Below are 14,350 nucleotides of genomic sequence, written 5' to 3'. Positions count from 1 at the left end.
TGGATTTTTTTAATAAAAAGTCAACAATTTTACAAATAATTATTTCCACTTCCACTATATGTTTAATCATTACCGAATTATCCATATAATTACTAGAAACATGAAAGACAAGGTGCGACAAAAATCGCACCTTGTCTTCTATCCAACTGTCATTGTTATTTAGTCTTGCTGTTTTCAGCTAAGAAGTCAATTGCTGCTCTAATTTTCAAATCATTCTCCAATGTTTCTGTGTTTCCACCAAGCATTTGTACAAGTTGATCAACTTCAGCTCCATACATTGAAGCCATTTTTTCAAGTTCTGCTTTTATGTCTTCATCAGAAGGTTTAATATCTTCTGCTTCAGAAATAGCTTCTAGTGTTAAATTAGTTTTCACACGTTTTGCAGCATCTTCACGCATTTGTTCTTTTAAAGCATCTTTATCTTGACCAGAGAACTGCGCGTACATATCTAATGTCATCCCTTGCATTTGAAGCTGTTGTTCAAATTCACGGACCATTTGATCTACTTCTGTATCTACCATTGCTTCAGGAATTTCTACTTCAACATTATCTGAAGCTTTTTGAATGAGTTCTTCACGTTTTTTATTTTCAACTTCTTGTTTTTTGTTTGTTTCTAACTCTTCACGTTTTTTCTTTTTCAATTCATCTAAAGATTCGACATCTTCATCAACATCTTTTGCAAATTCATCATCAAGTTCTGGTAATTCTTTTGCTTTTACTTCATTAATCTTCACGTTAAATACAGCTTCTTTACCAGCTAAATCTTCTGCATGATATTCTTCTGGGAATGTAACAGTAACTTCAGTTTCATCTCCAGCTTTCTTACCAACAAGTTGCTCCTCAAATCCTGGAATAAACTGACCAGAACCAATTTCTAATGAATGATTTTCGCCTTTACCACCTTCAAAAGGAACTCCGTCTTGGAAACCTTCAAAGTCGATTACAGCAGTATCGCCATCTTCAATTGCTTCGTCTTCTTTTACAATTAATTCAGCATGACGCTCTCTTACATTTTCAATCTCTTTTTCTACATCTTCATCTGTAATTTCAACAGATTCTTCTTCTACTTCTAATCCTTTATATTCGCCAAGTTTAACTTCTGGTTTCACTTCAACTTCAGCAGTAAAGACTAATTCTTTTCCTCTTTCAATTTGCTCTATATCCACTGAAGGTTGAGCGATAGGGAAGATAGCTGTTTCATCTATTGCTTTTGTATAAGCAGATGGTAATACAATATCCACCGCGTCTTGATAAAGTGCTTCTACACCAAAACGTTTTTCAAAGATTCCACGAGGAATTTTCCCTTTACGAAATCCTGGAATTTGAACGTCTTTAGATACTTTTTTGAAGGCTTGATTTAGTGCCCGCTCAAATTCTTCAGCAGATACTTCAAAAGTTAGTACACCTTTATTACCTTCTTGTTTTTCCCAATTTGCTGTCATTATTAATTCCCTCCAAAATCTATAATACAAATTTCTTTGTTTTTCATTAATGGAATGATCGCTATTTACAACCATCTCATTATAACATAAATGCTAATGGTTTCAAGCATTTTACGCTATTCTTCAATGATACTTAAATATAAAGAGTCACACATTTGAATAGAATCCATCCATTTCTTAACATCTTCACTTATTTCTTCAATACCTATATCCATTTGAAGATAACGTTTTGCTAAGTTAATTGCTGCGGAGATAAATAAATCCAATTCTTCATTCAACGTTTTAAAAGGATAGATCACATAAAAATAACGGTAAATAAGCTGTTCAATCAGCTGCTGCATAGATGGATTATTTACCATCCTAATTTCAAGCTCTTTTTTAGCCAATTGATATTCATGTAAATCTTCTATCTTACTTATCTGATTAGGTGTAATATCTAAACTCACATCAAACTTATGTATTGAAATAGTTTCACTAACTTTACAATCAACCAGCCATTGCATTATAGATGTCTTCACAACAGGATGTATTTGACTATTTTCTAGTAATGGATACATATCAGATGTAGGGCTTACCTTTAATGCTCTTATTTTTTTAATAAGTTGCCATTGTTTTTTATGTTGATCTTGATTAATTGCTTGATGTAACTCATCAATATGAATAGAAGAATAATCATTTTGAATATCTATCTTCATACTTTGACTCATTTCATATAATTGTTGAAATGGTTCCCGCAAGAGTTCTGGTACATTATTTTGTTCAAATTCATATTCCACTTGTTCCATAAGTATTTCATATTGACTAGTTTGAAACAAAATCGTCAAATAAATATGTAAGTAATGATAATAATGCTCATCTTTATTTGCTGTCAGCTCTTCACAAAGATCTTGTGCATCTTTATAATTTCCTAACTCCATTAAACACATTAATTTTCCTATGTATATCTCATGACTACTTGCATGATATTCTATTAAGTGGTTGAGCTTATCCAAAGCTTCTTCATAACGTTTTTCCTGTAATGCTCTCAAACTTTCATCCTCAAGTGTTTTTTTAACAGAAGGAAACAAAACCACATTATCTACTTCCTTATAACTCATTCCTTCACCTCACTCTCTACATACAAATTAACAATATTTATATATACCCTAATAAATTATAACTTAAACATATTAAAAATAGCTACATAACTTCATTAAATTAATACATAAAACCATTTGATGTATGTAATACATTCTAGAATTTCTTATTTAAATCCTGCCAGTAGACAGAACTTCTAATTAGGTGATTAATTCTTACAAGATTCGACTTCATCATCATTATTGGTTTTCCTCATTCCAAAAATTAAAAAGTTAACTTATATCTCTACTAAACTATTTCCCTATTTTTTCTTTTATCCTTTTACATAATGGATGAAACCAGTAATACCAATAGGTAGCAGCCGTTCCTAATACAATTAAAAATCTATAAAATACAGAAGCTGATTAATTGAATGTATATTTATTAGGAGGTCAACTATGAAAAAAACAAACAATATAACAAACAATTCCTATGTAAGATCAAAAGTAGGTGTAATTGGCATGGGTTATGTCGGACTTCCTCTAGCTTTATTATTCTTAAACAAAGGATATCAAGTTACTGGAATTGATATTAATCAATCTAAAATTAACCAACTACAGGACGGAAAAAGTTACATCCCAGATGTTAAAGACAAAGAACTACATGAAGCGCTACAATCTGATAATATTATATTCACTTCAAATTATGATGTCATAAGTCAACTAGATATTATCGTAATCTGCGTTCCAACCCCATTAATGAACAATCAAATTCCTGATCTTAGTTATATAAAAAATGCAAGTGAAGAAATCTATCCAAGACTGCAAATTAATCAGTTAGTTATTTTAGAAAGTTCCACTTATCCAGGAACTACTCGTGATATTCTCCTACCTATATTAGAAAAAAGTAAATTACAGATAGGAACAGATTTCTATCTAGGATATTCTCCCGAAAGGATTGATCCTGGGAATAACACATTGAAAGTAGAAGAAATCCCTAAAGTAGTTGGCGGTATAACTGAGGATTGTCTGCAAATGATATCCGATTTCTATCAAAATGTATTTAATGAAATAATCCCAACTTCTTCTGTTGAAATAGCTGAACTATGTAAATTATTGGAGAATAGTTACCGTTTTATTAATGTATCCTTTATTAATGAATTGGCTATGCTTTGCGACCAACTAAATATAAATTTATGGGAAGCAATTGATGCTGCTAGTTCAAAACCTTATGGGTTTCAACCATTTTACCCAGGTCCTGGAATTGGTGGACACTGTATTCCTATAGATCCTCTGTATTTATCTTGGATAGGTCAACAACATGGATTTCAAAACCAGTTTCTATCTCTGGCAGAGAATAAAAACAAGGATATTAGTCAATATGTAATCAATCAAATTAACACTATAGTTAATGAAGAAAAACCTACTAGTGAGGCAAATATTCTTATCTGTGGAATATCTTATAAAAAAGATTCGAATGATGTTCGTACATCTCCACCTTTAGAAATTATGAAAGCTTTATTAAATAATTACAAGAGTTTGGAGTACTTTGATCCCTTTGTTCGATCGGTACAAATCAACCAAAAAACTTATTATAGTACGGAGTTAACTCCTCAATTATTGAAAAAAATGGACATTGTTGTCTTGTTGGTAGATCATTCCACCATTCCTGTTCAGGAAATACTAGATCACGCAAAAAAAGTGTATGATACGAAAAATGTAACTGATGGATTAACTGGAAATGCTAAAGTATTTTTATTGGGCAACGGAAATATCTCTAAATAGGTGATAGTTTATGATATCGATTATTACTTGTACGAATCGAGACCATATGATGGAAAACATCTTCCAAAACTATATTTCACAATCTTTAGATAACAAGGAATTAATTATCATTCTAAATAATGATAGCATTAAAATAGACACATGGTTATCCAAAGCTGCGAATTATTCGAATGTATCTGTTTTTCAAATGCCTCAGTGGAATACAGCTAGCGAGTGTAAAATGTTTGCATCTCAACAAGCATCTTATGATTATATTGCAAAATTTGATGATGATGACTACTATGCCCCTAATTATTTAGAATCCATTTGGTCTATTTATCAAAGCAACAAACAAGTAGATATTATAGGAAAGAGTTCGGTTTATGTATATTTTCAAAAGAGCAATTTTCTTGGCATCTTACATTCTAATAAAGAAAACCAATATACAAATCGTGTAGTAGATTCCACTCTAACATTTAAAAAAGAAGTGTTGTCAAAAGTGTCTTTCATTAGATGTAAGTATGGTTCCGACGCTAAATTTCAAAAGGACTGCATTTATAATGGATATAAAATTTATTCTACAGACAGATTTAATCATGTTATTTTTCGTAATGAATCTCATAATCAACACACGTGGAAAATTACAGATAAACAACTAATGGATGCATGCACAGATCTTATCTGTACAAATGATTTTAAAACGATAATCCACCGGTAAATAAAGAAAATATTTGCCTATTTTGTGAAATCAATTATATCCCCCCTATACGTATTTTTATAACTTTCATAGTATATCTAGATCTAGCTATCAAATTAAAAAGGGGGAATGAAATTGACAAGATATTTAGTTACTGGTGGTGCAGGATTTGTAGGATCAAATATAGTAAGAAAGCTTGTAGCAAACAGAGAATCGGTTAGATTACTAGATAATTTTAGTACTGGAAATAAAGATAATATAGCAGATATTAGTGATCAAGTAGAGATAATTAACGGAGACTTTACAAATAAAGCTATTGTTAAAAAGGCAATTAAAGATGTAGATATAATATTACATCAAGGAGCTATTCCTTCCGTTCCAAAATCAATCGACAATCCAATACTATCTAATTATGCAAACGTGAACGGTACACTTACTCTTTTAAATGCTGCAGTAGAAGAAGGTGTCAGTCGATTTGTATATGCAGCTTCTTCTTCTGCTTATGGCAATAACAAAAAGCTACCAAAACAAGAAAGTATGGCCGCTAATCCTATGTCACCTTATGCAGTTAGTAAATATACAGGTGAACTATACTGTAAAGTTTTCTATGAAATATACGGATTAGAAACGATTTCCTTACGATATTTTAATGTGTTCGGTCCAAGACAAAATCCGCATTCAAAATATGCCGCAGTCATACCTGCGTTTATAGAATCAATTATTCATAATCAATCACCTACTATATTTGGTGATGGAACACAATCAAGAGACTTCACTTATATCGATAATATTGTGTCTGCTAACCTACTTGCTGCTACTGCAAAAAAATTACAAGGCGAAGTAGTTAATATCGGTACAGGATCACAAATACAATTAAATGATTTAGTAGATCGCATTAACAAAATTTTAGGAAAAAACATCCCAGCTACCTACACAAATGATCGTGCGGGAGATGTTAAACATTCATTGGCTGATATACAACGCGCTAAAGAAATTATAAAATACGAGCCAATAACATCTTTTGATGATGGACTGATAAAAACGGTAAATTGGTTTAACAAATAAAAATGGAATAGAAATACCCGAAAGCATATATTTTATGATTATTAATCACTAGATAAAGATGCTACAATTCAAATAAATATATTAAAGCAGATGAAATAATACGGACCTAACTAGTTTAATTAATTATTTAAACTGATACCGTTTTAAATCATATTTCATCTGCTTTTTGTTATTCTTTTTTATTTATTCGATTATATTTCGTACATCTATCTCGACTAATTTCCATCTTCTCAAAAGCAAAAATTCATTCAGCGGGGATTTTTCGTTCTTCTATAATGTTAACAAATCATCAACTCGAACTGGTAATCCGGTATTTATAGACATATTTCCGGCTATTCCAGTAAGAATAGATGTTGCTCCATCTGTATGACTTGCAGATCTATTAAATTTATCTTCTTTCGATTGTCCAAATAAGTCATTAAGTAATAAAGGGTCTCCTCCTCCATGTCCACCCTTTTCTTCTTTGACCTCCACATCATATGGTTTGCCAAACATTGGGAGAACACGAATAGATTTTTCCCTTACTTTTCCTTCATCTGTTTTTGATCCACCTGAATTAATATATGATTGTTCCCTCACTTGTACTTCTAATCTCCCTTTACTTCCATTAAATACAACAATAAATCCTTCCCAAGGCATATAGGCATTTAAAGAATAGTTAAGAATCGCTTTACTTTTATATTTAATTAGTACACCTAGTGTGTCTTCAATACTGATTCCATCACCAAACACACTTTGATCACGATGATACCCATCTTCATACTCCGCTTCTAAATACATTGCTTTCAAATGACTATTTGCCTCTAATTTAATTGCAAAAGGATCATTGATCGCTCGTTCATTTTGATGTGCTCTTTGATAAAAGTTTGTGATTCCTCGACTTTCAGCATTTTCCCTACCATAAAAACGTAAATCACCTAATGCATATACCGTTTCTGGAGTTGTTCCTAACCAAAAATTCACTAAATCAAAATGATGAGTTGCTTTATGGACAAGTAACCCTCCACTATTTCTTTTATCTCGGTGCCATCTTCTAAAATAATCAGCACCATGTTGTGTATCTAGAGCCCACTCAAAATTTACCGAGTACACTTCACCAATAACATCACTAGAAATAAGCTCTTTAATTTTTGTGTTATGTGGAGCATAACGATAATTGAAAGTAACACGTACTTGGTTTTTTGTACGATGGATGGTGTCCATTATTTGCTTACACTTTTCTACATCTGTTGTCATCGGTTTTTCGGTAATAACATCGCAGCCGAGTTCTAATGATTGGATTATATAATGATGATGAGTCCTATCTATTGAAGTCACGATAACTGTATCGGGTTTTTCTTTTTTGATCATTGTCTCAAAATCATTTGATTTATATGATGGTATTTCTGGATGATTATACTTCTCTGTAAGTAATTGATTCGCATAGTTCATTCTTGTTGTATTTATATCGCAAAAAGCAACCAGTTTTGCTGTTTCTTTAAAATCTCTCGCTATTGCTCCATAAAAAAACTCTGCTCTTCCTCCTGTACCAACCAATGCATAATTCTTGCTCATATTCATCCTCCTTACCATAGGTTAATCTTCTTTCAACGGGGGCCTTCTTCTCACACTACTTGTTTGTTGAACAGAACCAGACAGTTTGTTCTTCTAAAAAATTATTAAATTATGAGTGATTTTATTATCGAGCTAACCAACCTCCATCAATAGCTAAAATATGCCAATTCATATAAATTGATGCCTTATTTGCAAGAGTTTCAACGATGCATCCATAAGTGTAACTCCTCCAAAAATCATACAATCCACATGGGTATACGTTAAGATAACTTTTCCAAATTCAAACACCCTCTCCATTAAGAATTTCTCTCATAATTTAGTAGAGTCGTAACGCTTAATCTCCACTAGATGATTCGCATAGCGCTTTTCAATTTATATTAAAATCCTCCTCAAATTATTTTATATCTTTTATTTGATAAACTTTGCAATAGGTAACCGTAAATCCTTTATTCCTTCTATTACAAGCTGAGCGATCTTGTTTGCGCCGAGTTCAGTAAAATGAGTATTATCCTCCTTGCCATCAGGATAGTATTTATAATCACCCGGTTTAATCCACATATATAAATGTTTAGATAATTCCGGTCCGATATTTTCAAGCATAATGGTACTTCTTTTAGTAATATCAATTAGAGGTACCGCTAATTCTATTGCAAGATCACGCATTGCAAGCGGGTAATTTCCGTGTTTATCGACTATTTTCCCATTAATACTAAAGTTTCTCCTTTGAACAGGAGTTAATAAAACTGGAAAAGCTCCCTTGTCTCTAGCATTACTGATAAATATCCCTAAATTTTCTTTATAGGTCGTAAATGGTTCAGTATAACGATTACTGTCGACTTTAGAATCGTTATGTCCAAATTGAACAAATAAATAGTCACCTGGCCTTATTAGTTGGTAAATACGTTTTTGCCTACCTTCTTGAATAAATGTTTTTGTACTCCTGCCTGGCATTGCTTCATTCCAAACTTTAACCTGTTCATTAAAATATTGATCCAACACTTGACCCCACCCCATTTGTGGGGCTCTTTTTACATCATAAGTAGCCATTGTTGAATCACCTGCAAGAAACAAATTTATTTGGTTCATAGTTCCCTCCAATGGAAAGTAGTCTTATCGAAATCCTGAAAATTCCATTCCTATTTGTACGGCTAAATCTTGATGTTCACTATAAATTGGTACCAAAGCAACTAACTCCGTATCTAGCTCAATATCAAGATTTTCAAATAAAGCAGATTTCTTATTTATTGGCATAGCATAAACTTGTTCTTCATTTGTCTTCTTATAGATTAGTTTATAGTCTTGTGATATCTGATTCTTACGGTCTTCTGTTAATTTAAAAGGAACAAGACCTTCTGAATCAAATGTTCCTGGTGTAAGCATATCCGCTTCAACAATTAAAATATCGCCATTATGTGCTGCTATTTCACCGATCAATCTTTCATAGACAGATGCATAAAATTTACTTTGAAACTGCTTAGTAGATTCTGGATAAATTTGTTCAAGTTCATTGATTACGTCATCTTCTATATCTTCAGTAATCTGAGAGAAGAACAAAATCTCTAGAGTATCTTTTTTTTCTCCACATCCAGCCAATACCAACATAACTATCAAAACAATCAGAAATATTTTTATTAAACGGTACATTTCGTTGCCTCTTCCTTCCAAATATGGTTCATAGCTTAAAATATCTATGCAACTCTATACTCGCTAATATGAATGCTCCAACACCATGTAAATCATTATTGATTGTTTCTCTGCCTACATAATAATCATAATCTCCGATAGAAGTCCCGATACAAATATCAGTTAAGACGAAATTATTATTTGAATCTATTTGAGTAGACTTCTTCAAAATACCTTCATACCCTTTTTTCGCACTCTTTATATATTTTCCATCTACGAAGTCATTGTTAACTGCTTTAGCCATGGCATAAACAAATAAACACGAACAGGAACTTTCTAACCAATTATCTTCTAAATGACCTTTATCAATTACCTGATACCACATACCAGATTCTTGATCTTGGTACTCGATTAAACTATCGAATAAATCTTTTAGAACTAGCTTTAATTCTCCATATTTTGGATGTGACTTTGGAAGTAATTCTATAAAATAAGTAAGTACCATAGCATACCAACCAAGCGCTCTTCCCCAAACTTCAGGTGCTCTACCAGAAGAAGTTGCCCATGATTGCTCGGCTTTTTCATCCCATCCATGATGGTATAATCCATTTATATTATTCTTTGTATGTTCACGCATTAATTGCTCTTGATACAATACCAAGTCTATAAGCTCAGGTTCATTAAACAATTGACTATATTGAATGGCGAAAGGACCTGCCATATACAAACCATCAAGCCACATTTGATAAGGATACTTATCTTTGTGCCAAAAACCGCCTTGGCTAGTCTTGTTAATCGTTTTCAGTAAATTCCTCAGTTTTCCAGCAGCAATTTTATACCGATTATCATCAGTATGAGTATACAATACTATTAACAATAACCCCGGTTGTACAGCATCCAATTCACTTCTAGCAAATAAGAAATTACCTTCTTTATCTATTAATTTATCAACATATTCTTTAACATAATCATAGTATTCCTTATTATCAGTTTCTCTCCATACTTCTACCATTCCACTTAAAAATACACCCTGGTGATAATGCCACTTGTTCTGCGGTGGTAATTGATTTGGAAGAAATTGATTCATAATGCTCCTGCATGCTTTTTCTGCCCATGTCATTGCAGTCTTCTCATTCAGCTCAATTAATTTATTCATATTACCCTCCTTTTTCTATAACTTATTGTTGAAAAGTTCCTCTATACTCAAACCAGTCAAAATCTGCTTTATTATTACTTACCTTTCCATTGCTACTGGCATACATGCCTATATAGGTCCCCACAAATCCACCAGCTATATCGGTACTTAATATTCTTCCATCTTGAGTTGCAAGTAGTTGAAGATAATTGAGTGACTTTCCATAATAAAAATAAAAGTCTTGCTCTTTTGCCTCTACCTTTAAATATAATTTACTCTCACTGGTTTGATGTTGAGAAATCACCTGATCTACCCCATTATCTCTTCTTACTAGTTGTATAGTGTTAGAATTATTATCTAGCATAAGTTCCATCCGAAATTGAAAATTATTGTTTTGTAGTAAAACGATCCCAGCTACTTCTCCAATTTTCTCTGGAACAAACTCCAGTAATGTAGTAGCAACAAAACTTTTATGTTGTTGTCGTCTCCCGATGAAACTTGGATTAACTCGATCTATAATAGATTCTGATTTTAATCTTAATCTTAAGTGGCCTGGGCGCTCTTTTAAAGACCAGAATGGTTCATATGGTGTTCGGATGAAATTCCATTGTAATGAAAGTGTTGTTGAATCAAAATCATCCCTCTCTGGAGCTTTCGGCCATATTTCTTCTTCTAAATCAGGAAAAGCCGATTCCACTTCAACGATCCCTTTTCCAGGATTGATAACAGGCCATTCATTCTCCCAAATCAGAGAGACAAGAAATGTTTCTCTTCCTAAATTACGATAATGCCCTCCATAAGGGCGCGAACCAAGACATACCATCCACCAATCTCCCTTTTGTGTTTCAACAATGTCAGCATGCCCGATATTACTAATCAGATGTTCTCTTCCTAAATGTCGATGTGTCAATATTGGGTTTGTTTTTGCGGATTCATATGGTCCAAATACAGATTTACTTCTTGCTATGGTAACCGCATGAGTAAACCCAGTACCACCCTCTGCAATCATTAAATAGTACCAGCCATTCACTTTATATAGATGTGGCGCTTCTTGTGCATGAGCATTTTTCAACGCACCATCCCACAAGCTGTACTTATCACCTATTAATTGCTTGCTTTCTAAATCTAATTCCTGCAGATAGATTTCCATATGTTTCGGATACTCTTGTCCATCTGGTGGTTGACGATTTGCGGTATAGTAAACTTTTCCATCATCATCAAAAAATAAAGAAGGATCAATACCAGGTGTTGTACCCAACCAATTTGGATCACTCCAAGGCCCGGATGGATCTTCTGCAGTAACATAAAAATCTCTTCTTAGTCCTTTTCTACTCTCAACAAAGGTTGTAATCATGTAGAAAATTCCATTATGATATCTAATGGTAGGTGCGTAAATCCCTCTTGAACAAGGTATACCATTAATATTCAGTTGGGATGGTCGATCTAATACATGACCAATCTGTTTCCAATTCACTAAATCTCTACTGTGGAAAATCGGAACCCCTGGAAAGTATTCAAATGTTGAAGTTACTAAATAATAATCCTCGTCTACCCTACAAATGGAAGGATCAGGGTAAAAACCAGGAATGATTGGATTTTTAAATGTTTTCAAATTCATGCGCCTCCTTACTACCTTGATTAGTCCATACATTAGCTACATCCTTGACTGTAACTATAGGAGTATTTCGGTGTTTGCTTTTCATAATTAAATGATCTAATTCTACATTAATAACGTTTTCTAAGTGAAGAGCAGGTCCTTGTCTTGTTTCAATCCTGACACGATGAAATTCAATTCCATCGACATACTTACAATAAACGCCTTCTCCAGCCATGAATAACGGTTCTTTTACCATATCTGGCTCCCCGCCTTTTTCATCTGGATTAGTTGTCATCTCAAATAAAATATGACGTAAAGTAATATCTTTCACATACATCTCAGGAAGTCCATAAATAAATCCTGCAGCTGAACGACAATCTCTCGCTGTTACATTACTGACATGAATATTCTCAATTCGCGGAGTTTTATCTGTTACTTTCATAACTGTAGCATCATTCAATGAATAATCATTTTTATCCACACCATGTCTATAGAATGAATTAATCGCCAATGGACAGAGAACACTATCCATATAGATATTATTGATTAAAATATCACGAATGTAGCTTCCGCGGGCTCTATTCGTTTTTATGCGGATGCCACGATCAGTACCGATAAACATACAATTCGATACTGCAATATTTCGAATACCACCAGAATTCTCACTTCCCATTACAATTCCACCATGTCCATTTTGCATCGTGCAGTTTGTAACTGTCACATTTTCAGTCGGCTTGCCTATCCTCCTACCATCTTCATTGATTCCAGACTTAAATGCTAAACAATCATCACCCACATCAAAGTGACAATCTGATACTCGAACATTTGAACAAGAATCAATATCTAATCCATCCCCATTTGGTGTATCCGAAGGGTTTTTGAATTTAACATTGTGAATAGTAACATTGTTGCAATATACGAAATGTGTATTCCAAAACGGTGAATTTTCTAATGTAATACCATCCAAAGTTACTGAATTACAATCGTACATTTGAAGTAAAGGTGGTCGAAGAAATTGTGATGACCATTCTACAAGATTGGTATTTTTAGGCTCAGTTAAAAATGTATTTAATTCAGCTATCTTCTTCGTTTGTGGGTGATCATATTCTTCTCCTTTTCTTAATAAATGATGTACTTCCCACCAAGCTCCACCATGGCCATCTATACGACCTGCCCCTAAAATTGACACATTCGTTAATCCATTACCATATAACAATGGTGAAAATCCATAGCATTCATACCCCGACCATCTTGTTTTAACTGGTGGATAAATTGAAAAATCATCTTTAAATACCAGTTTGGCTCCTGATTCAATATAAATTGTTAATTGACTAACCAAAAGGATTGGTCCCGTCAAATACGTTCCTGCTGGAATATAGACCGTACCTCCTCCACTGTCAGCACATCTCTTGATTGCAGATGCAATGAATTCAGTATTATCTGTGATAGAATCTCCCTTTGCTCCAAAGTCAGTGATATTACAAAACATAAACACCACCCTCCATTCATTCCATTATTTATTCAGGTCCTTCTAACCTTTTACCGAACCTAGTAATGCTCCTTTTGCAAAATACTTTTGCAAAAATGGATATACAAGTAGAACTGGCACTGTAGCGACAACAATGGTTGCCATTTTTACGGTCACTTCTGGTGGAGGTACATCTGTATATGTCGCACCATCATAATTGATACCGCTCGCTAGAACTACTATCTGTCTTAACAACACTTGAACTGGCCATTTAGCAGAATCACTAATATATAAAATAGCGTGCATATACGTATTCCAATAAGTTACAGCATAAAATAATGAAATGGTAGCAATGGCTGGTAGTGAACATGGGATTACAATTCGGAATAAAATCCCAAAATCACTTGCTCCATCTATCTTTGCTGATTCTTCTAATCCAGCAGGAAGATTCATAAAGAAACTTCTTAAAATAATCATGTTAAATGCATTAATGGAAACGGGGATAATTAAAGCCCAAAGAGAATTTAATAATCCCGTTTGTTCAACCACTAGAAAAGTAGGTATCATTCCTCCATTAAACAAAATAGTAAATACGATCAAAAAATTAAAGAATCTTCTCCCGACCAGATCTTTTCTTGACAATCCATATGCTGTTAGTGTCGATAAAAACATACTCCATAATGTTCCTCCTACTGTTACCGTAACAGAAATCAATAATGCTCGAAGAATAGTGTCAGTGGAAAAGATATATTTGTATGCATTCAAAGAAAATTCTGTTGGAAATAATAGAAAACTTGTCTCTGCAATTTCCGCACTCGTTGCAAACGAGCTACCCACTACATGGACAAAAGGAATAACCATAACTAGTGCTAATAACCCCAATAATGTGTAATTGACAACGTCAAAGATCTTACTGCCTACTGATATTTTATCTCGCAATATGAACTCCT

12 protein-coding genes are annotated in these 14,350 nt (G+C 33.3%); 3 read left to right on the top strand and 9 right to left on the bottom strand.

Features of this window, described 5'->3' with window-relative positions; translation table 11 throughout:
- Positions 1 to 155: 155 nt before the first annotated feature.
- Together tig and AQ616_RS04890 are read right to left on the bottom strand one after the other, a co-directional pair.
- Positions 156 to 1,442, bottom strand: a complete 1,287-nt coding sequence (tig, locus tag AQ616_RS04895) for a trigger factor (protein ID WP_069685202.1) — start codon at positions 1,440 to 1,442, stop codon at positions 156 to 158.
- Between the two features lie 116 nt (positions 1,443 to 1,558).
- On the bottom strand, positions 1,559 to 2,539 hold the full coding sequence (locus AQ616_RS04890; RefSeq protein ID WP_017797190.1) for a tetratricopeptide repeat protein: 981 nt from the start codon (positions 2,537 to 2,539) through the stop codon (positions 1,559 to 1,561).
- Between the two features lie 417 nt (positions 2,540 to 2,956).
- Between AQ616_RS04890 and AQ616_RS04885 the strand changes: the two genes are divergently transcribed.
- The 3 genes from AQ616_RS04885 (at position 2,957) to AQ616_RS04875 (ending at position 6,023) form a co-directional block, all read left to right on the top strand.
- Complete coding sequence (locus AQ616_RS04885; protein WP_069685201.1) at positions 2,957 to 4,282, top strand: nucleotide sugar dehydrogenase; 1,326 nt, start codon at positions 2,957 to 2,959, stop codon at positions 4,280 to 4,282.
- Between the two features lie 10 nt (positions 4,283 to 4,292).
- Positions 4,293 to 4,979 (top strand): glycosyltransferase family 2 protein, encoded by a 687-nt coding sequence (locus tag AQ616_RS04880; RefSeq protein WP_069685200.1) that lies wholly within the window; start codon positions 4,293 to 4,295, stop codon positions 4,977 to 4,979.
- Between the two features lie 108 nt (positions 4,980 to 5,087).
- Positions 5,088 to 6,023: an SDR family oxidoreductase gene (locus AQ616_RS04875; protein ID WP_069685199.1), complete on the top strand. Its 936-nt coding sequence runs from the start codon at positions 5,088 to 5,090 to the stop codon at positions 6,021 to 6,023.
- A gap of 270 nt (positions 6,024 to 6,293) precedes the next feature.
- Here the strand turns inward: AQ616_RS04875 and AQ616_RS04870 are convergent, their stop codons facing one another.
- The 7 genes from AQ616_RS04870 to AQ616_RS04840 form a co-directional block, all read right to left on the bottom strand.
- Positions 6,294 to 7,577 (bottom strand): Gfo/Idh/MocA family protein, encoded by a 1,284-nt coding sequence (locus AQ616_RS04870; RefSeq protein WP_017797194.1) that lies wholly within the window; start codon positions 7,575 to 7,577, stop codon positions 6,294 to 6,296.
- A gap of 408 nt (positions 7,578 to 7,985) precedes the next feature.
- Positions 7,986 to 8,663, bottom strand: coding sequence for a rhamnogalacturonan acetylesterase (locus AQ616_RS04865; RefSeq protein ID WP_069685198.1), 678 nt, complete (start codon positions 8,661 to 8,663; stop codon positions 7,986 to 7,988).
- Positions 8,664 to 8,687: 24 nt separating this feature from the next.
- A complete protein-coding gene (locus AQ616_RS04860; RefSeq protein WP_017797196.1) occupies positions 8,688 to 9,221 on the bottom strand; it encodes a hypothetical protein in 534 nt (177 codons plus the stop codon).
- 28 nt (positions 9,222 to 9,249) lie between these two features.
- A complete protein-coding gene (locus tag AQ616_RS04855; RefSeq protein ID WP_017797197.1) occupies positions 9,250 to 10,356 on the bottom strand; it encodes a glycoside hydrolase family 88/105 protein in 1,107 nt (368 codons plus the stop codon).
- A gap of 22 nt (positions 10,357 to 10,378) precedes the next feature.
- Positions 10,379 to 11,953: a glycoside hydrolase family 43 protein gene (locus AQ616_RS04850; RefSeq protein WP_069685197.1), complete on the bottom strand. Its 1,575-nt coding sequence runs from the start codon at positions 11,951 to 11,953 to the stop codon at positions 10,379 to 10,381.
- Positions 11,934 to 13,421, bottom strand: coding sequence for a glycoside hydrolase family 28 protein (locus tag AQ616_RS04845; RefSeq protein WP_069685196.1), 1,488 nt, complete (start codon positions 13,419 to 13,421; stop codon positions 11,934 to 11,936). The genes AQ616_RS04850 and AQ616_RS04845 overlap by 20 nt, the downstream gene beginning before the upstream one ends.
- A 42-nt stretch (positions 13,422 to 13,463) precedes the next feature.
- Positions 13,464 to 14,342: a carbohydrate ABC transporter permease gene (locus AQ616_RS04840; protein WP_026133790.1), complete on the bottom strand. Its 879-nt coding sequence runs from the start codon at positions 14,340 to 14,342 to the stop codon at positions 13,464 to 13,466.
- Between the last annotated feature and the right edge of the window lie 8 nt (positions 14,343 to 14,350).

Source organism: Oceanobacillus sp. E9 (assembly GCF_001741975.1).
GTDB classification, from domain to species: domain Bacteria; phylum Bacillota; class Bacilli; order Bacillales; family Amphibacillaceae; genus Oceanobacillus; species Oceanobacillus kimchii.
The sequence above is the reverse complement of the archived record's forward strand: the minus strand, read 5'-3'. Positions and strand labels throughout refer to the sequence as shown.

Coding starts and splice junctions, on each gene's coding strand:
- AQ616_RS04875 (WP_069685199.1), top strand. CDS start 5,088: ATGAAATTGACAAGATATTTAGTTACTGGTGGTGCAGGATTTGTAGGA.
- AQ616_RS04870 (WP_017797194.1), bottom strand. CDS start 7,577: ATGAGCAAGAATTATGCATTGGTTGGTACAGGAGGAAGAGCAGAGTTT.
- AQ616_RS04865 (WP_069685198.1), bottom strand. CDS start 8,663: ATGAACCAAATAAATTTGTTTCTTGCAGGTGATTCAACAATGGCTACT.
- tig (WP_069685202.1), bottom strand. CDS start 1,442: ATGACAGCAAATTGGGAAAAACAAGAAGGTAATAAAGGTGTACTAACT.
- AQ616_RS04885 (WP_069685201.1), top strand. CDS start 2,957: ATGAAAAAAACAAACAATATAACAAACAATTCCTATGTAAGATCAAAA.
- AQ616_RS04845 (WP_069685196.1), bottom strand. CDS start 13,421: ATGTTTTGTAATATCACTGACTTTGGAGCAAAGGGAGATTCTATCACA.
- AQ616_RS04850 (WP_069685197.1), bottom strand. CDS start 11,953: ATGAATTTGAAAACATTTAAAAATCCAATCATTCCTGGTTTTTACCCT.
- AQ616_RS04860 (WP_017797196.1), bottom strand. CDS start 9,221: ATGTACCGTTTAATAAAAATATTTCTGATTGTTTTGATAGTTATGTTG.
- AQ616_RS04890 (WP_017797190.1), bottom strand. CDS start 2,539: ATGAGTTATAAGGAAGTAGATAATGTGGTTTTGTTTCCTTCTGTTAAA.
- AQ616_RS04880 (WP_069685200.1), top strand. CDS start 4,293: ATGATATCGATTATTACTTGTACGAATCGAGACCATATGATGGAAAAC.
- AQ616_RS04855 (WP_017797197.1), bottom strand. CDS start 10,356: ATGAATAAATTAATTGAGCTGAATGAGAAGACTGCAATGACATGGGCA.